Raw genomic sequence first — 16235 nt, 5'->3', positions numbered from 1 at the left:
TTTTATTCAATTCCTTTCTTGAATTCTTCATTTTCTCGTTCAAAAAGTTCAGGGTTATCACGCTTTAGCTGAACACGCTCAACAAGTGATAGATCTTTAAATGCCTTGGTATTAGTTGCAGGGCTACCACTAGCTGGGTTGTATGGCTGTTTGCTGCCTTCGTCAAACAAATACGCATCGCTCTTCTTAATCGCCGCTATTTGCTCATCTAAGCCAATCAATTCACCTTTATCATTCAGTTTGATGTCATCCATATTCAGCAAGCCTTTAATCGCCTTTGGATTGCGTACCTTGTCAGCTGTCAAAGCCTGATTAATCGCATTAGCCAACTTAGTTTGGCTCAATTGTTGATTAAGCTGCTCGGTATCTTGCTTATACTTGTCTTGCCAATCCTTAAGTTGCTTAGACAAGTCCTCATTATCGCTAGACTCTTTCCGCAGCTTCTTTAAATCCTTATCTCTATTAGCTATCTGTTGTTTCAAACTTTCATTTTCCGTGCTAAGCTCGGCAGCATTGCCTTTGGCTGCATTAATGTCCTCACCATTCATTGACATAACTTTGTCAATAACATCTTCACTCAAACCTAACTCTTTTAACTGTTCTCTTTTCATAACTGCTCCTTTAACATCTTTTTACGAGTTGACTTCTCGCAAGGGTATAAAAAATAAGCCTTTTTACGCCATGCTCAGGGCAAACAAAAAGCACTCAGATTAATTTCTAAGTGCTAAACAAATGTTTTAGCTTTTTCAATAATTTTTCGTAGCTGTTCAAGCCACTCTTTTTTCTTTCGATTATCATAGCCTTCTGTAAACTCAGGAATAATATCGTTTAGGTAATCTTCCATAGCAGGATTATCTTCAGCAAGCTGATCTGTTTCGTCTGCATAATAATCTTGAATATCAAATATGTATTCTCCTAAAATATCAGCAGTAAAAGCTTTTTCAAGAACATCTATTGCTTTTTTCTCACTTTGCTTCAATTTTATTCCACCTCTTTCCTGGCTTACGCTGTCTAATAATAGTCACTATTTCACTTGTATCAGGTTCTTTTATCACAACTATTTTATCATAATATGATACCAGTCGTGAATTTCTACTATCAATATAATTAGCAGGTAGTTTTGCAACCCGTTTAATTGTTTCGTAATTATACAAAAGTCTACCAGTCTTTTTTCTATGCATTCGCATGGCATACTGTAACATAGCATGTCCAGAAGCATTGATACCATCTCTTTGAAATGAATAATATGCTTCTTCTGCAATCTCTCGTTTCTTAGGTGTGGCCCCTTCAACACTTGAATTTCTGATATATTTAACAGTTTTCAAATCATGCCAAAGCTTATTATACTCATTATCATTTTTACCAATAGCGAGAAATTTTTTCTTATTTGGAACATGCTTACCAAGCAAAGCCTTAACTGTTTCATACCTAGGCTCGTCAACATACTGCTTCTTCCATTCATTGAAGCTCAAGCTATCGACTATTTTACCTTTACCAGTTTCTGGGTCACGCATCCAACGTGTCTCAATGTCTGGCAGGGTATTGTCATAAGGTACAGTTGTGCAACGACAGTAAGGATGAATTAACGGGTAATTCTCACCGTCAACTCTGTCTTTAACGTTGAAAACTTTGCCATCTAAAAGACCACACTGCTCGCAGGTATGCGACTCAAGTGTGGCCATGTATTCGTATTGTTCAATTTTAGAATCTTCGTAGAACTCTGCTGTTGCGTTCTCAGCAGCGTGTCCCATTTCTGTAACAACTAAGCGATGAACTTGATTGTTAGTGACGTCAACAAAACGATCTTTGAGCATTCTTGTAACTCGATCAGCAGAATATCCAAGCAATGTTCCTCTTAATAGAGCATCTGTTAGCTGATCAGGCAAAACATCATGGTAATTCTTCCAAATTCTCTTAGAAAAGTTATTGCCTTGCCAGGGTTGATTAGCTATCTGCTTTAGCTGCGTTTCATTAAAGTGCGTAAAATCAATGCTAAAGCCGTTATGTGAGTCCTGCCAATTATAATTCTGGTGTAAATAAGTGTCCTGGAATTGACTTGCTAACGCATTTTCCATATTGTCAGACTCTTTGTTGACAAAGTTACCACCAATCTTCTGCAACTGCTCATTAATATTCTCTAAACGAGCAATTCTACTCTTAAAGTATTCATTATCTAACTCTTTGTCAAAACCACCTGCCTTAGCTTTCTCTTCAAACTCTTTGAGTGTCATCTGCCAGTTAGTTGTGTTAACGTGAGCCAGCAACTTTCTTGCACTAGGTACATCAATGTCATTGTTCGCTGCATAACGTGCCAGAAACTTGTCAGTTTCTTTTTGAATTTCATTAAACAGTATTTTCATTCGACTGCGCAATGCTGCTTCATAGTCCGTAGCATTGTCCAACTGACGTTGCTTTAACTCAAGTTGCCGGTTCTTCCAGTAGTTCCTAGTCTTCCTTGTCGTCATCTGAATCACCGTTTAACTTACCAGGCTTATCATAATCATCATCAGTAGCATACGGATCACCTGCAGCAATATCTTGCTTCTGGTCTTCTAGTTCTTGCTGCCAATCTTCGACAAGTGGGTTGTTCTTTGCAATTGCTTCCTTTGACGTGTAATTAGCCAACTGAGCGATTGTTTGTGCCTGTGTTAAATCATCTTCAACTTGTGTTCTCGTCCATGTCTGCGTGATTTTACGCCCTTCTGGATTAGATAAATGCAGATAGTTCATGATTGCCCTGACTAGCTCATTAATCGCATCCCGAAAATGTGTTTCAGTATTAGCTGCTTTCATTTCCAAGTGAGAATACAGCATTTTAATTGCTACACCTGAAGCATTAGTTGATTCAAATTTACTTGGGTCAACTCCTTGGCCATACAGAAAGATGTCCTCACGTGTAATCTTCAGCGCATCATCTCGAGCCTCAGTTGGAATGTCAATCGTTAACTTATCTACGCCCGACTTATCGCCAGTACCGATGTTGTCTAGCTTAATAGCTTTATGAACTTTCAAATTATTTTCAAATTTGTCAATATCTTCACCGCCATAATTAGTCAGCACCAAAATAACTTCTTGCACATCATCTAAATCATTAATAAAGCCGTTGTAAATATCATCATAAGCATCAATTAGTCCCTTGTATTTCAGCAAGTCTGGCTGTTCAAACTTATTTTTAGGAAAGGCAATAAACGGAACTCGACCCAAGTTGTGCTTGTACACATTACTTTGACCAGTCTCATAGCCTGCCGTCATGTCATAGCTAGTAAAACAATCATATGGTTCTAATTCATACTTATCAGCGCTATTAGTTTGTTTAAAAGCCTGGCATTCTTTATCTGTCCAGTATTCATGAACGTTAAAGTACTCTCCTTTTTCTTCATCAAACTGCCGATAACTGCGTAACACTGCCAATAGCTTACGATTAAGCTCAGTCGACCAAATGGGCGTTATCTGACTAGGCTCAATTACTCCATATCTAAAATTGCCGTCTTCATCAATCCAATAATGTAGCCAAGCTATACCGGCATTTGCTGCATCGATAACTAACTGGTTGAGTGTCAGATTAAAATTATCGCCTAACACAGCGCTAACTTTGTCACTGTCTGACTGACTACCCACATCAATTTGTGGTGCAACTGTGGCAACATAACCTGCTTCTTGATTAACTAGCAATTGATGAAAGTTTGAACTGACACGGTTATCTGCATGCCTTAGCGGTTCATCCTTACCATCTTTGTTCGTTTTAGACTTACCGTTATTTTTATTGGTAATGTCATTCTGCGTCTTATAATAGCGTAGCGACTTCTCGTAATCATTGGTAAACTTAGCCATTTCCTTTGATTTGTTTTTAAGCAATTCCTGCATTGCACTTATTTCCATGGCACAAAACCTCCTTTCACCATTTGTCTACGCATTCCATACCTGACCGCATCAATCGTGTGATCATCACCATCTGGATATGTTTCAATAAAGTTACCCATGCCATCACGCTGATATTCGTAATCTCTAAACTCTCTCGCAGCATTCGGACAAGTAACAGGGTCAATCACGATCTCACTCAGTCCTTGCAGCCATTTATAAGTAAACTCACGGCTACCTTTGCCTTTTGGTGCGCCAACAACGTTAAGTCCTAACCTGCGCAATTCAGCAATCGTATTCGGTTCTGCTGCATCAGCTGAAATCAATTCATGACCAATACCAGTCTGCTTAATCTTCTCAGCTGCTTCATTATTCATTAACCTGCGCTGATAGATTTCATTAAGAATAAGTATTCGCCGTCTGTTTGGCTCGTAAGCAATATCAACATAAGCAGTCGGATCATTAGTAAATCCAAAGTCCATGCCGTGATAAATACTTTCAAAATCATTGCGCTCTTGCTGAGTAATCTTGCGCACTGTAATGTTGTCAAATACTTCTGCGCCCGTACCTGTAACTTCGCCTAAATACTCATGCTGGTAGGCTTTTTCGTTATCAAGCTTAAGTTGTTCAGCGTCAGCAATAAACTCTTTACCAAGCCATTCTTTTGGCACACTGCGGTAATCTGACGAATGCACTAACGTATCTTTTCGCAGTGATTGCTGTTCTGTTGCTTCGTTGACCCAATTACGCTGACTAGCAGGTGGGTTGTAAGAGCTGAACGTAACAATGCCAGAACCACCTCTGTTAAGTGACTGGTTGATATTACGTATTTCTTCCATTCCTTTGAAGTCTGATATTTCTTCAAAGTGCTTGAATTTCGTATAGCCATGTCTAAACTTCTGAGACTTAATCTTTTGCGGTTTGTCAGCACCTTTAAACCGTATTTGTTGACCTGTCGGCAAGTACGTTAGTTGCATTGGACTGGTTGAGCTTGCCCAGTAGTCCGACACACCTAGCTTGTCGATTGCCCACAAGTATTGGTCAAACACTGAATCACGCAAGGTGGCAGCAACCTTACGAATAACCACTGCATTTGCTTCTGAATCTTGCATCATGCCTAGAATGATAACGAGCGAAACAAAAGAGGACTTAGTTGAACCACGTCCTCCCTTTAGCCAATAATTAGCATAGCGATGATGTTTTACATCTTGATAGACACTAAAAAAGGATGGTGCAATCAAGCTAGATAATCTAACCATCTTCTTCACTATCCTTTGGAATATCATCAATTATTTGCACTGGACTTGCAATCCTAGCATTCACATCATGCTTCTCTGTCCACATTGCTGACCGCTTGCCTAGCAATTCAGCTGCTTTAATTCTATCTCTTGCTCCTACCGGAACATCTTTGTAAATACCTTTAGCTGTTGCTACATCTTCTGTTTGCTCGCCTCGCATAACAGATGACAAATACTCAAGAATTTCTTGCTGATCGGCAACTTTACTATCAGATATTTCTTTCATTCGTTTTTCTAAGTAATTAGCAATTTCAACTTTTTTCAGGTTTTCTTGTCCAATTGAGTAAGCTGTTCGTTTCGAATAACCTGCTTTAATTGCTGCTTCCGTGGCATTACCTGATTTAATATATTCATCTGCAAACTTTTGTTGTTTTACTGTTAAACTCAAGCATTATCACCTTCTTTCTGCATAAAAAAAGACGGATATCGTGTCCGCCAATTAAATTATTTTTACTAAATAGACTCAGAATTAATATATGGCTTACCTGAAATAATTGCTCTAACGTTATTTTCAATTTGATCAATCATCTTTTTAGAGCCAGCTGCCTTGTTTTCATAAAAAATAGTATTCATGAAACCTATATCAAATGGTAATTTATTTTTATAATCTTCTTCGTAACTCTTTTTATCACAAATAGTTATAACTTTCTTACCTAATGTATGACAAATTCCTAATTCATAAAATACATTGGGATTTTTTTCACTTAAATCTGCAATTACAAATCTTGCTTTATTAATGTAAGTCCATATGCTTTCCATAATATTCAAGTTAGCGTCAAAAACATCACCAGACTTAATCACATTAATATTAAAATCATTTTCTAAAGCAGGCTTAACAATATCAGTTAAAATTTCTAAACGCTCTTTAGTAAATGGAAGAATACTAAAACACATATTAGGATCTATTGTTAAATCCTTAGCCTGAAATATTGGATTAACCCACATACCTTTACCTCCATATAATGAATTTCCTCTGCTTAAACCTTTGGCAATTGCAATTACACATTTTTCTACGTCATTATCGGCAAATAAATTGTAAGTAGCAAGCATATTTACTCTTTCATTGACTTTTCCACTTTTGTTAAATATACACAACAATTTATTAAATATTTTATCAAAAGAAGATTTAGGTAATCTAATAATTGCATTTGTATTCATACCAATTTCTTCAAAAAATACTTTTCTAATAAAAGGCTCTATTTCCTTATCATTTCTTTTAGTCACAATATCGTTAAAAACGGTTTCACCAAATATTGCTTTATCAAAATTAATTGCTAGACACCAAAACGAAGTGGTTTCAGCTACCAATATATTTAAAGGTTGTTTTAAAGCAGAAGATTGAATACTACCGTTAGCTATTAAAAATAAACAATCTAAAACTTTTTGAAAATCTTCACCATTATATTCATGTATATCTAGCGCAGCCGTGGCAGCTGGAAAAGCGTTAGAAAAATATTTTTTATCCATATTTCATTCACCTCACTGCAATAATACAAAAATCTAGCCAATAAAGCTAGATTTTTTGAGATGAATGATTTTTAGTTTACCGTCATCACGGACTATAGCGGCGACAGGAATTGAACCTGCATTATAACCGACATGGCTATCTTCGTACCTAACGCACCGCTACCTTTGTACACTTCTTAAAAACCACTCTCTGTCGAACTAGCTTTTCCATCACTCTTTCGACAATACTAATATAGCACGTTTTATAGTCATATAATCTGCTCTAAAATTCCTCTGAATGTTGCTTTTTGAAAATTCTTAATTCAATAAAATTATCATCATCAACACCATTCTGATTTTCATAATAATGATACTTATTAGCAAATTCGATTAATGCTTTAGGTTTTAATCGCTTATAATAGCGAGTTTTCTCGTAAGGTAATAACCGCATTGTTTGCTCTACTGAATTACGCTTTATAAATAAAGATATTAAAATTATTTTACTAATTGATGAACAATGATAAATTGTTTGATGAATAGCTCGCATAATACGATCAATCTCAATTGCTTCAAGTAGATTATCTTCACGCGAGTTGATTGCATTAGGACTTTTGGGCATGCTAGACCACTTAGGACTAGCTAAATCAGGCAATAAGTATCCTGTTTGCTCAATAAACTGTGGTAATTTGTAATCTAAAAAGTTTTCAGTTTTATCAGCTGTTTTCTTTTCATCAAGCTCGCGAAAGAATTGCATCGAATTACCCCTTTGTATTAATAGTATTTATCATAATTAGTCACCGAAATAATATTGGAAATATTGATTAAGACTGGACCGAGAGCCTGGTCAGTCAGCTTAATAAATTTAGTATCAGACAGTTTACCCATAATTTGTTTCATTGTTTCCTTAACATGATAAGACGTCCTACCATCATTTAAACGAACTATTGAATTAGTTTTCATTAGAGTCACCTCCTAAAGGACGACCACACCAGGGACATTAGCTTACAGGAATATCAAGCCCCAGAAATCCCTGAACCGAATACTCTTTTACCTTTAAATACGGATAGTTATCATGATCGCTACGTTTATGCAATTTGACTATTATATCGCTTTCGCTGTCGTCTTCACTTTTTGCAGCACCGTCTGTACAATAAGCACAGCCTTTTTCTTCAGTCATAGCTATACCTCCAACTTTCTACCACACATCGGGCAGTAATTTATTTGTCTAGATACAATGCCACAACTACCATCCATTGTAATTACTGGTCTGCCATTATCCTTAGTTATCCAAAGCTCATTATCATCATCGTCAATAATATATCTACCATTCTGGCAATACTCGCATTTCTTAGTATCCATACCCAATCAGGTCTCCTTTCACAATTGCAATTGCTTCTTCAGGACTGCGAGCAATACCGTGACAAATATTTCGTTGGGAAAGCATTTCATGGAACCTAATCTGATCAGGTCTCGGTTTGCCTTTTGCATTTTTAACTTCAATAAAGAATGGCTTATTTAAATTGTCATACCCGAATAAATCGGGAAATCCTTTAGGTAACCCTGTATCAAACCAACGCCCGTTCTGCATTAAAACCTTGCCAACATTTGCACGAAAACATAGATAATGCCGCTGTGAGAATGCTAGGCGAATTGAATTTTGAATATCATGTTCCGTTTTAAGTTCTGTCATTAATTTATCCTATCCTTTTCATGTGCTTCATTCCAATCTTCTTTGGCCCACTTGTTATATTGCTTTATAACTTTAATCAGTTGCACAGCTAGTATTATCAAATAAAGTATTACCGCCATTAGCATGATTGTTTTTCCAATTTTTGTGGCTAATCTTGGCAAAGAAAGTAATCCCACAATTAGTGATATTGGAAAAATTTCAAGTCCTAATAATTTAGCACCAGCTTCACTTAAATCACTTATAATTCCTGGTATTGCCCAATGTATATACCAGCTTTTATATGTTTTATAATCACTAGCTTTCATCGCTACGCCTCGCTATGTGCTACTTGTGCCTGAGTACAAGCATTTAACGCTGATACAATGTCATCTAAAAACACATTAACTCTGCTATTATCAGTATCGATTTCTTTTGCTAGACCAGACTTGTAAGTATCTAAGGTACCAAAATTAGTCTGAGCAATTGAACCATATAGTCCTGTCATACCAATAGCAATTGATTCATCAGTTCCATAAACGCCTAAGTCATTATCCAAAATAGATTGCAAAGGCTGAGGCAATTTTTTAGCTGTAGCTAAGTTATCCAAAGCTAAGCCGGTCATAATATAATTCATAATTTCTCGTTTATGTAAAACTTTATCTAAAGCTTTACGATAAAAACTCAAATCTTTTTTAGTATGATGTCGTAATTGACTTTCATAAGCTTCTTTAGCAATTATATTTAAATCAATGCCCTTTTCATCAAATTCTTTAAGTATATAGTTATATGCTTTAGTGTCTGGGTAATGATTTTTTATTCTATTTTCCATCTTGTTTAATCAGCTCAGTTTGAGCCGCCTCCAATTGAATCCCGATTGTACCCTGAGCAATATCATGTAACCGATCAAGCGACACATCTTTCGTGTCTGCTTTAATCTGAATGGTCACTTCATCATCTTTAGTCTTAAAATTGTCAATATTACCCTTAAAATATAAAACTTTACCTTGCATGTCATTCTCCTTATTCATAGTCGATTGAAATAATCAATCGTTCTTTCTTGTTATTAAAATTGGTTTTTTTAGTGTAATTAACATTTTTGATTGCTAAACCTTTATCCGTTTCTGATTCTTCAATAAACAGAAGCTGCTTAAGCATTTTTCCAAATCTAGTTAACGCCATATTTATCTCCTTAATTTAAAAAATGCCGTTTTTTTGATTTAACAGAGCGATTTTAGCTGTCTTAATTTAAAAATCGCCTGTTTTTTTGATTTAATGTGACAGATAAAAATTATTATCTGTCACAGCTGTATCCTTACTAGCTCTAAAGTTCAAGACTATTTTGTGCCATGTGACAGATAATTTTCTTCTAACATTTATAAAAAGTAATATATATTATTTATAAATGTTATATATAAATATATGGTTATGTGGCACAAAACATAGTTAACACTTACTCTCCCAAGAGTTTTCGCTGTGCCACGTAATTTTAATTATCTAACACAAGTGACACAAACATCGTCTAATCACTTGTTACGCCAGCTTTTACAACTGTCACATTTTTCTAAATCCACGAGTTATTTTTCCATTTACTCGCCTTCTTGTACCTGCGTCCCAACCTTTATGCTGCATGTAATACCTAACTTCTCGTGATGCTTTACGGTTATTCGTAAATCCATCTTGTGAACCTAAGAGATAATATGCTAAATCTGTATTAGCAATGAAGTCTGTATCTGCAAATGTATTTTCCAAAACGTCGTCAAGTTCATCTTCCAGTGAAGTTGTGTACATGAACTGTTCACGATTCTTCTTTAATAGGTCACTTTGATGTTTATCTAAAATAAACGGGTCTTTTGCCTGCTGATATAGCCAGACTACTTCGCCCCACAACTGATCAACATAATCTTGCGTTAAATCCGTAACTGGGTGTTTTAGTTGCTTATCTGGGTTAACTAGGATTGAAATAAATCGTCTGTCACCTGATTTATCTTTCAGGTGCTTAATTTCGTTTGTCGTTCTTGAAATGACAAACTTTTTGTTGAAGTGACTGACGTTTCTACCGTAAGACTTGCGATATTCAAATCTCTGCATTGTAATGAATTTCTTAATTTCTTCAAATGAAGCTCTGTTTGATGCGGTCATCTCATCATCGTTAACGATTAAAGCATTTCGCATTACTTCAAAATCATCTTTATCAGTAAAGGTAGTGAACTGATCAGTATATAAACCAAGTGGTGCAAGTTTCTGCAAAAGCGTTGTTTTGCCGGCTCCTTGACCACCTACTAAATCCAGAACGTAGTCAAATTTAACTAAAGGGTTGTAAGCTTTGGCCACTGCTCCCATTAACCATAGTCTTGTAATTAAAATGTCAGTTTCATCTTTTTCGGCTCCAAGATAAGTAGGGAAGAAATTATCTACTCGCCGTTTTCTATCCCAATTTTTTAAGCAATTGTTGAAATAATCGACTAACGGATTATATGAATTAGCTCTGGCCACATTGTCAACTGCCTGCTCAATTAAGGCATTTTTAAAAACTGTATGCTTGTAGTTAGGACTAGCTTCGATATATGCTTCTAGGCTATTTGTGTCCTTATCCTCATATTTACCTTCAGAAAAGTTGAGCGGTGGTATCGTTGATAGTTGAATTTTTTGCTTTCTTGAAATATCTACTGAGTCAGTAAATTCATTAAATTTGAATAAACCTTTGAGTGACTTATCATTTAGTAGAATTAGCATTACATTCATAACTGAATTAGTTTTCAAAGCACCTTTTTCAGTTTCAGAAAAATTAATATCGTGGGAAGTCTGCATTTTAGCTAATTTTTTAGCGTTATCTTCAACCAGCTTCATTGCCTAACCTCCTCGTCTACGAATTTCTTTTTCAATCATTGAGTTAACAGTTGTTTCTACTTCTTTTAACGGTAATTTATCAGCTGTATTGTCATTGGCAATCACTGCCAACTGCCCAGCAATTTCTGGATTAACATTGCGAAATAATAGGCCACCGACAAAACTTGCCAGTGCATTGTTGCGGCCACCGGTCTCACCTAAGCCATTAACTATTTCTTCAAATAAGGCTGTTGTTTGTGTCTTGCCTTGATTTAAATAATCTGATTTAAAATTCGGTTTGAACTCCGGCTTTTTACTTTTAATTAATTCCAATAAACCTACTGGAGCCGGTCTGATTGGATTGCGATTAAGCCACTTGTATGACTTTCCTTGTAAATTCGAAGGAGCAACGACCACATAATTATTGGGGTGTGCTTTTAAGTCCACACCTGGCAAAAAGCCAATATTTTGCGCAATTGCATCACCAGTAGGTTTAGCAAAGAAGAAGTGGAAACCATCATGCGCAGTTTTTTCTGTCAATGTGCCTTTAAACCATTCATCATGATTTAAAGCCTTGATTGATTTTGTACCATCTACTTCACCGTGCCGATCAACATCAACCACAAAAAACTTGTCAGTTTTCAGTGCAATGTTAGCTAATGGATATTTTTGCCAAACCCGTTCAATTTCATCAGGTGTTAATGCAGGTCTATCAGCGAATTTAATTAGCGGTCGCTTGTTCTGCCCAATTGGAATTACCGAGAAGCCATGTTGTGCGTAGCTAATCGCATAATTGACTAAATTAACTAACATGACTACATCTCAATCACTTCACCAATCGAAACAATGGCATTTTTTCTAATATAAGTTTTTGGATCCGCATTATTTCTAATCTCTTCTACTTCAATGAATTTACTTGCATGTCTAGAATTCAAGTCCTCTACATCACATAAAATATCGTCAGGACTGCCTTTAACCATACAATTTTGACCATTAGTTAAACTAATCCATGCACTTTTAGTGCTAATTTTTCCAGTCATGGTTTGCCTCCTTAATTTCCACAAAATTAATTGCAGGTCCTTGTGCAACTTCGTGATCAAAAATATTCGCAGCATTCATATTGCATTCACTTTTTTGATAAATTTTATTCACTTGAAAATGACTTTTATTCCAATTGTTAAATGCGTCTGCCCACCTCTGATCATCACCATCAACAACAAATTTAAAACTTTTTTCATACTTCATGACTTGATCTACTAACTTTTTCAATTCATTTGTAACAAAGTTCTTATCTTTATAAGAAGCATTTTCAGAACTTACATTATCTGATAAACCCGGAACAAGATCGCTAAAATGTCCGCAATCAAATCCAATCCACCAATTACTATCTTCGTCACAATTTGAAAATGTAATACCTCCATGAATACTTAAATCTGGAAATTCATCATCAGTATAATCAACTTTAAACAGCTTATTATCTTTAGGTATCATTACATATCCACAGAGAAAACCTAAATTTGGATTTCGCCAAACTTCACATTTGTAACCTTTATAAGTAAACCTTTCATTTTCTGGCACTTCATTCCATGGTCTAATCATTTCTTTGCCTCCTTAGAATGGTAAATCTTCATCAGAAATATTTACTGTGTCGCCAGAGCCTGCGAATGGGTCCTTCTTTACAGCTGCTTTTTTAGGTTGTTCCAACTGTGCAAATTCATAATTTCGATAAGGATTGTCAGGATCCTTTTTATTTCTACTTTCTTTAATTGTCATTTGCATAACCTTACCAATATATGGCTGAAATGCTTTAGCAATTGCTTCATAATTTTCAGTTTCCGTTTGTCCAGCAAACACACTGTCTGGTACAACAAAACCTGCCATTTGGCCAATAACCTTAATCGTTTTAATCGATGTTGCCAAAACGAAATCAGGAATTGGTTTACCTTTAGCAGAAACCTCTGCCAGAGTTGGCGTGATAAATTCTTGTCTACCTGCTTCTTCACCATCTAAGACTTCCATTGTGAAGCGAATATATTCAGTTCCAGAATTCCAAGCTCCATGATTAACTTCTTTCAGATTAACGTTGTAGGTACCCGCAGGAAGTTTTTCAAAACCACTGCCTGTTTTGCCTTCGCTTGGATCAAATTTTTCTTGTTTTACTTGGTTTAATGCATCTAATAATCCCATTGTTATTTACTCTCTTTCTTTTGTTCAGTTGGAAACATACCTGGTATTTTTTCTAATAAGGTCAAAACTCGATGATTAGTAATATTTTCTGGTTTGTAATCTGTACGCTTTGCCTCAATTGAACGATAGAAATTATCGCCCTTTAAACGTTGCGTTCGGATAACTAGGTCACAATTGCCATTCACGATGTTGTAATACTTCGTTTTTAGTGATGGAACATAAGTAGTTACATTAGTTTTATCGTCAGTAATTGATAACTCACGACTGATATAAATAATGTTCATCGGTAATGCCTTTAAATCCATCACGAACTGCTGCAAGGTTGAATTGAGCATTGCATAACCTTTGCCATAGCCAATGTCCGCTAACGATTGCACTCCGTTATCAATGCAAATCGCCTGCTCAAACATGACACAGATGTCGTCAATAACATCAACTACTAGCGTTTCAAACTGCGGTTTAGTTTTATCTTGATTTTGCAAAGCTAAAATCACATCATCAATCTGCTTAATTGCCGACTGTCTTAATTTGCCGTCTTTACCACGCTCATTTCTAATCTGAATGCTTGGTGCTGAGCCCTGTTCACTGTTACCGTCAGTATTCAGAACTAACGGATTTGGGAAGAAACTGGCAAAGTAACTTTTGCCGCTCATTGTTGCGCCCCAGATAAAAAAGTTATGTGGCTGTGACTTTGGTTTTAATGTTTCTACTTTTGGTAATGTAATCATTATTTTGCCTCCGGAATAATAAATACTTCGTTGGGATTTAAATCGTCTTCAGCACCATATTTAGCTTTCAATCGATAATGCTTATATGGTCCTGTTTCTATTTTTCTTAAATAACCCCTGCTCAATAATTCTTCTAACAATTCTTTCGAATTAAATTGTTTTAGATTCATTTCTTAATTAGTCCTTTCATCTTGCCTTGGAAATACACCCAGCCAGGTTTATAATCATGTAGTTTTGCATAAGCTTTTAGTTCTTTCATTGAGTGCAGTTCACTCGGCTTTTTATCAGCCACGTTCTGCATCACATTGTCATTAACAATTTCATTAATTTTTTTGCGTCTTGCTTCAATTAAATCAATATCAGCAATCTTTTTTGGCGTAATCACTTTAACTGGATTGCCACAATATGGACACTTACCGTTCTTAATAGCACTAGGTCTAATTACTGCAAAACAGTAATCACACTGTACAATCTGCACGATATTTTCAGTAGCAGCCTTGTGCTTACCTTTATCTTGGGTAATAATTGCTTGTTTCCAGTCGCGATCATCATCGGGATAACCAAACTTTTGGAAGTTATTAGCATGGTCAATAATGATTGCCGTTTTATTAGGCCTGGGGTTTAAGCACCTCATTGAAAATTGTAAGTACAATGCCAGCGATGTTGTCGGTCTGGCCATAATCACACAGTCAACGTTTGGCAGGTCTATGCCTTCCGTAAACAGATTGACATTAACCAGGACTTGCAATTCTTGCTTGCGAAATTGCTCAACAATTCGATCTCTGACTGCCATTTCTGTCTTGCCATCAACTTCAGCTGCAGCAATTCCTGCTTCACAAAACTCTTTGGCCACATTAATGGCTGATTCAATTGAATAGGTATAAACCACAGCCTGCATTCCTTGAGCTATTCGTTTGTACTGCTTAACAATATGACCATAAATCGTTGAACTCATTGCTTCATCCATTGACTTATTCGTGTAATCACCTGTTGATGAACGCTTTAATTTACTGGCATCAAAATCATTAGGTGGTTCAAAATATCTGAACGGTGCTAAATAACCATTTTCAGTCAATTCTTTAATTGATTGCCCCAGGACAATATCATCAGCAACTTGGTCCAATTGCAGTCTGCCTGTTCTGACAGGTGTTGCCGTGAAGAATAAAACAAACGCTTGAGGAAACTTATTCAAAATATTTTGATAACTCTTAGCTAAGGCATGGTGTCCTTCATCAATCAAAATCAAATTTGGCACTGGCAATTTATTTACTCTACGAGTCAATGTCTGCACCATGCCCATTGTGGCTAAATCAGGATCCACATCTTGCTCTTTAAAAGTTGCTTTAGCCTGTTCTAAGACTTCTTTACGATGAATGATAAACATTACTCGATTACCTTTTAAAGTTGTCCTGCGAGCAATTTCAGCCATGACCACAGTTTTGCCAGTTCGCGGTGGACTTTGCACAATAATGTGTCGGTGTCCAGAACGCATTGATTTAATAATCTGCGCAACGAGATTAGTTTGATACTCTCTTAGTTGGTACATTTTGCCCCATCGCTAACTGAGTAACCTCTTTGATTGCTTGCTCAAACATTGCTTTCACGACATTCTGCCTGAATGCTTCACTAGGTGATGCCGTGAAATTGCCATCAAGACTTGGCTTCTGTTTTTCCAGCCATCTTTTAGCTGAGGCATAAGTTTTGTTTTTCTTTAAAGCAGCAGCCACTAACTCATCTGGCCAAACACTAATTGCCGTTTCAGTAGTGTCCAGCCATTCTTTAAAATCAGTCATTGTCAGTATCCTCCACAGGGTCACTGAATTTATCCCATAAATCATTTGCAAGATCATCATCTGTATATAGGACATGGCTATGATTAAATAAATCTTCAAGTGCTTCTTTAAATTCTTCAAAGGTTACTTGTGTAACTTCATGTATGTCGCTTAAATACCATGTATCATGGCATTTATACAGGCTTGTTTCACCAATTTTAAAAATTCGCTTTTCTTCATAATAAGGAATTGCCATGTCCCAAATCTTTTGCTTTATTTCAGTTTCACTGAAAAAATAATTAACAGCATTAAAATCAGCACAGGATAATTCCTTTTCAAATAATTCCGTCTTAGTAAAAGGCTCTGCATTACCTCCATCAAAATAAATTGTATTTTCAATAAAGTTAATCGACCTACCATCAGACACCTTTAAAATTCGTTTTTCTTCCAT

The 16235-nt window shown here is 36.1% G+C and carries 25 protein-coding genes; all 25 read right to left on the bottom strand.

Annotated elements, in window-relative coordinates; translation table 11 throughout:
* Positions 1-2: 2 nt before the first annotated feature.
* The 25 genes from OZX63_RS02950 to OZX63_RS02830 all read right to left on the bottom strand — a co-directional run bounded on the left by OZX63_RS02950 (position 3) and on the right by OZX63_RS02830 (position 16235).
* Complete coding sequence (locus OZX63_RS02950) at positions 3-611, bottom strand: phage scaffolding protein (RefSeq protein ID WP_277144446.1); 609 nt, start codon at positions 609-611, stop codon at positions 3-5.
* A 113-nt stretch (positions 612-724) separates the two neighbouring features.
* Positions 725-979 carry a hypothetical protein gene (locus OZX63_RS02945; RefSeq protein WP_277144445.1) on the bottom strand — a complete coding sequence of 85 codons (255 nt, stop codon included), beginning with the start codon at positions 977-979 and terminating at the stop codon, positions 725-727.
* On the bottom strand, positions 966-2465 hold the full coding sequence (locus OZX63_RS02940; protein WP_277144444.1) for a minor capsid protein: 1500 nt from the start codon (positions 2463-2465) through the stop codon (positions 966-968). Before OZX63_RS02940 ends, OZX63_RS02945 begins: the two co-directional genes overlap by 14 nt.
* The gene (locus OZX63_RS02935) at positions 2446-3879 is read right to left on the bottom strand and encodes a phage portal protein (RefSeq protein WP_277144442.1); all 1434 of its coding nucleotides are present in this window, start codon (positions 3877-3879) and stop codon (positions 2446-2448) included. Before OZX63_RS02935 ends, OZX63_RS02940 begins: the two co-directional genes overlap by 20 nt.
* The gene (locus OZX63_RS02930) at positions 3870-5117 is read right to left on the bottom strand and encodes a PBSX family phage terminase large subunit (protein WP_277144440.1); all 1248 of its coding nucleotides are present in this window, start codon (positions 5115-5117) and stop codon (positions 3870-3872) included. Before OZX63_RS02930 ends, OZX63_RS02935 begins: the two co-directional genes overlap by 10 nt.
* Positions 5110-5544: a terminase small subunit gene (locus OZX63_RS02925; RefSeq protein ID WP_277144438.1), complete on the bottom strand. Its 435-nt coding sequence runs from the start codon at positions 5542-5544 to the stop codon at positions 5110-5112. Before OZX63_RS02925 ends, OZX63_RS02930 begins: the two co-directional genes overlap by 8 nt.
* A 65-nt stretch (positions 5545-5609) precedes the next feature.
* Positions 5610-6623, bottom strand: coding sequence for a hypothetical protein (locus OZX63_RS02920; protein WP_277144437.1), 1014 nt, complete (start codon positions 6621-6623; stop codon positions 5610-5612).
* 262 nt (positions 6624-6885) lie between these two features.
* Positions 6886-7356 (bottom strand): ArpU family phage packaging/lysis transcriptional regulator, encoded by a 471-nt coding sequence (locus OZX63_RS02915; RefSeq protein WP_277144435.1) that lies wholly within the window; start codon positions 7354-7356, stop codon positions 6886-6888.
* A gap of 17 nt (positions 7357-7373) precedes the next feature.
* On the bottom strand, positions 7374-7562 hold the full coding sequence (locus OZX63_RS02910; RefSeq protein ID WP_277144433.1) for a hypothetical protein: 189 nt from the start codon (positions 7560-7562) through the stop codon (positions 7374-7376).
* A gap of 37 nt (positions 7563-7599) precedes the next feature.
* Entirely contained in the window at positions 7600-7779 is a 180-nt protein-coding gene (locus OZX63_RS02905) for a hypothetical protein (protein ID WP_277144431.1), read from the bottom strand.
* Between the two features lie 171 nt (positions 7780-7950).
* Positions 7951-8292 carry a VRR-NUC domain-containing protein gene (locus tag OZX63_RS02900; protein ID WP_277144430.1) on the bottom strand — a complete coding sequence of 114 codons (342 nt, stop codon included), beginning with the start codon at positions 8290-8292 and terminating at the stop codon, positions 7951-7953.
* Entirely contained in the window at positions 8292-8597 is a 306-nt protein-coding gene (locus OZX63_RS02895) for a hypothetical protein (RefSeq protein ID WP_277144428.1), read from the bottom strand. The genes OZX63_RS02900 and OZX63_RS02895 overlap by 1 nt, the downstream gene beginning before the upstream one ends.
* Positions 8598-8599: 2 nt before the next feature.
* Positions 8600-9100, bottom strand: a complete 501-nt coding sequence (locus OZX63_RS02890; RefSeq protein WP_277144426.1) for a phosphatidylglycerophosphatase A — start codon at positions 9098-9100, stop codon at positions 8600-8602.
* Entirely contained in the window at positions 9090-9281 is a 192-nt protein-coding gene (locus tag OZX63_RS02885; protein ID WP_277144424.1) for a hypothetical protein, read from the bottom strand. Before OZX63_RS02885 ends, OZX63_RS02890 begins: the two co-directional genes overlap by 11 nt.
* A 10-nt stretch (positions 9282-9291) precedes the next feature.
* The gene (locus tag OZX63_RS02880) at positions 9292-9450 is read right to left on the bottom strand and encodes a hypothetical protein (protein ID WP_277144422.1); all 159 of its coding nucleotides are present in this window, start codon (positions 9448-9450) and stop codon (positions 9292-9294) included.
* A 372-nt stretch (positions 9451-9822) separates the two neighbouring features.
* Positions 9823-11118, bottom strand: coding sequence for a VapE domain-containing protein (locus OZX63_RS02875; RefSeq protein ID WP_277144420.1), 1296 nt, complete (start codon positions 11116-11118; stop codon positions 9823-9825).
* 3 nt (positions 11119-11121) lie between these two features.
* Entirely contained in the window at positions 11122-11910 is a 789-nt protein-coding gene (locus OZX63_RS02870) for a bifunctional DNA primase/polymerase (RefSeq protein ID WP_277144418.1), read from the bottom strand.
* Between the two features lie 2 nt (positions 11911-11912).
* Complete coding sequence (locus OZX63_RS02865; protein ID WP_277144416.1) at positions 11913-12137, bottom strand: hypothetical protein; 225 nt, start codon at positions 12135-12137, stop codon at positions 11913-11915.
* The gene (locus OZX63_RS02860) at positions 12121-12696 is read right to left on the bottom strand and encodes a hypothetical protein (RefSeq protein ID WP_277144414.1); all 576 of its coding nucleotides are present in this window, start codon (positions 12694-12696) and stop codon (positions 12121-12123) included. Before OZX63_RS02860 ends, OZX63_RS02865 begins: the two co-directional genes overlap by 17 nt.
* 12 nt (positions 12697-12708) lie before the next feature.
* Complete coding sequence (locus tag OZX63_RS02855) at positions 12709-13284, bottom strand: DUF669 domain-containing protein (protein ID WP_277144412.1); 576 nt, start codon at positions 13282-13284, stop codon at positions 12709-12711.
* Between the two features lie 2 nt (positions 13285-13286).
* Positions 13287-14012, bottom strand: a complete 726-nt coding sequence (locus OZX63_RS02850; RefSeq protein WP_277144411.1) for an AAA family ATPase — start codon at positions 14010-14012, stop codon at positions 13287-13289.
* A complete protein-coding gene (locus tag OZX63_RS02845; protein ID WP_277144409.1) occupies positions 14012-14182 on the bottom strand; it encodes a hypothetical protein in 171 nt (56 codons plus the stop codon). Before OZX63_RS02845 ends, OZX63_RS02850 begins: the two co-directional genes overlap by 1 nt.
* Positions 14179-15558 (bottom strand): DEAD/DEAH box helicase, encoded by a 1380-nt coding sequence (locus OZX63_RS02840; RefSeq protein ID WP_277144407.1) that lies wholly within the window; start codon positions 15556-15558, stop codon positions 14179-14181. The genes OZX63_RS02845 and OZX63_RS02840 overlap by 4 nt, the downstream gene beginning before the upstream one ends.
* Positions 15530-15805 (bottom strand): hypothetical protein, encoded by a 276-nt coding sequence (locus OZX63_RS02835; RefSeq protein WP_277144405.1) that lies wholly within the window; start codon positions 15803-15805, stop codon positions 15530-15532. Before OZX63_RS02835 ends, OZX63_RS02840 begins: the two co-directional genes overlap by 29 nt.
* Entirely contained in the window at positions 15798-16235 is a 438-nt protein-coding gene (locus OZX63_RS02830) for a hypothetical protein (protein WP_277144403.1), read from the bottom strand. The genes OZX63_RS02835 and OZX63_RS02830 overlap by 8 nt, the downstream gene beginning before the upstream one ends.

It is taken from the genome of Lactobacillus sp. ESL0700 (genome assembly GCF_029392095.1).
GTDB lineage: Bacteria > Bacillota > Bacilli > Lactobacillales > Lactobacillaceae > Lactobacillus.
The sequence above is the reverse complement of the archived record's forward strand: the minus strand, read 5'-3'. Positions and strand labels throughout refer to the sequence as shown.

Excerpts from the sequence above, each read along its gene's own strand:
- OZX63_RS02950 (WP_277144446.1), bottom strand. The coding sequence starts at position 611 with ATGAAAAGAGAACAGTTAAAAGAGTTAGGTTTGAGTGAAGATGTTATT.
- OZX63_RS02940 (WP_277144444.1), bottom strand. The coding sequence starts at position 2,465 with ATGACGACAAGGAAGACTAGGAACTACTGGAAGAACCGGCAACTTGAG.
- OZX63_RS02935 (WP_277144442.1), bottom strand. The coding sequence starts at position 3,879 with ATGGAAATAAGTGCAATGCAGGAATTGCTTAAAAACAAATCAAAGGAA.
- OZX63_RS02930 (WP_277144440.1), bottom strand. The coding sequence starts at position 5,117 with ATGGTTAGATTATCTAGCTTGATTGCACCATCCTTTTTTAGTGTCTAT.
- OZX63_RS02920 (WP_277144437.1), bottom strand. The coding sequence starts at position 6,623 with ATGGATAAAAAATATTTTTCTAACGCTTTTCCAGCTGCCACGGCTGCG.
- OZX63_RS02915 (WP_277144435.1), bottom strand. The coding sequence starts at position 7,356 with ATGCAATTCTTTCGCGAGCTTGATGAAAAGAAAACAGCTGATAAAACT.
- OZX63_RS02910 (WP_277144433.1), bottom strand. The coding sequence starts at position 7,562 with ATGAAAACTAATTCAATAGTTCGTTTAAATGATGGTAGGACGTCTTAT.
- OZX63_RS02905 (WP_277144431.1), bottom strand. The coding sequence starts at position 7,779 with ATGACTGAAGAAAAAGGCTGTGCTTATTGTACAGACGGTGCTGCAAAA.
- OZX63_RS02900 (WP_277144430.1), bottom strand. The coding sequence starts at position 8,292 with ATGACAGAACTTAAAACGGAACATGATATTCAAAATTCAATTCGCCTA.
- OZX63_RS02895 (WP_277144428.1), bottom strand. The coding sequence starts at position 8,597 with ATGAAAGCTAGTGATTATAAAACATATAAAAGCTGGTATATACATTGG.
- OZX63_RS02890 (WP_277144426.1), bottom strand. The coding sequence starts at position 9,100 with ATGGAAAATAGAATAAAAAATCATTACCCAGACACTAAAGCATATAAC.
- OZX63_RS02885 (WP_277144424.1), bottom strand. The coding sequence starts at position 9,281 with ATGCAAGGTAAAGTTTTATATTTTAAGGGTAATATTGACAATTTTAAG.
- OZX63_RS02880 (WP_277144422.1), bottom strand. The coding sequence starts at position 9,450 with ATGGCGTTAACTAGATTTGGAAAAATGCTTAAGCAGCTTCTGTTTATT.
- OZX63_RS02875 (WP_277144420.1), bottom strand. The coding sequence starts at position 11,118 with ATGAAGCTGGTTGAAGATAACGCTAAAAAATTAGCTAAAATGCAGACT.
- OZX63_RS02870 (WP_277144418.1), bottom strand. The coding sequence starts at position 11,910 with ATGTTAGTTAATTTAGTCAATTATGCGATTAGCTACGCACAACATGGC.
- OZX63_RS02865 (WP_277144416.1), bottom strand. The coding sequence starts at position 12,137 with ATGACTGGAAAAATTAGCACTAAAAGTGCATGGATTAGTTTAACTAAT.
- OZX63_RS02860 (WP_277144414.1), bottom strand. The coding sequence starts at position 12,696 with ATGATTAGACCATGGAATGAAGTGCCAGAAAATGAAAGGTTTACTTAT.
- OZX63_RS02855 (WP_277144412.1), bottom strand. The coding sequence starts at position 13,284 with ATGGGATTATTAGATGCATTAAACCAAGTAAAACAAGAAAAATTTGAT.
- OZX63_RS02850 (WP_277144411.1), bottom strand. The coding sequence starts at position 14,012 with ATGATTACATTACCAAAAGTAGAAACATTAAAACCAAAGTCACAGCCA.
- OZX63_RS02845 (WP_277144409.1), bottom strand. The coding sequence starts at position 14,182 with ATGAATCTAAAACAATTTAATTCGAAAGAATTGTTAGAAGAATTATTG.
- OZX63_RS02840 (WP_277144407.1), bottom strand. The coding sequence starts at position 15,558 with ATGTACCAACTAAGAGAGTATCAAACTAATCTCGTTGCGCAGATTATT.
- OZX63_RS02835 (WP_277144405.1), bottom strand. The coding sequence starts at position 15,805 with ATGACTGATTTTAAAGAATGGCTGGACACTACTGAAACGGCAATTAGT.
- OZX63_RS02830 (WP_277144403.1), bottom strand. The coding sequence starts at position 16,235 with ATGGAAGAAAAACGAATTTTAAAGGTGTCTGATGGTAGGTCGATTAAC.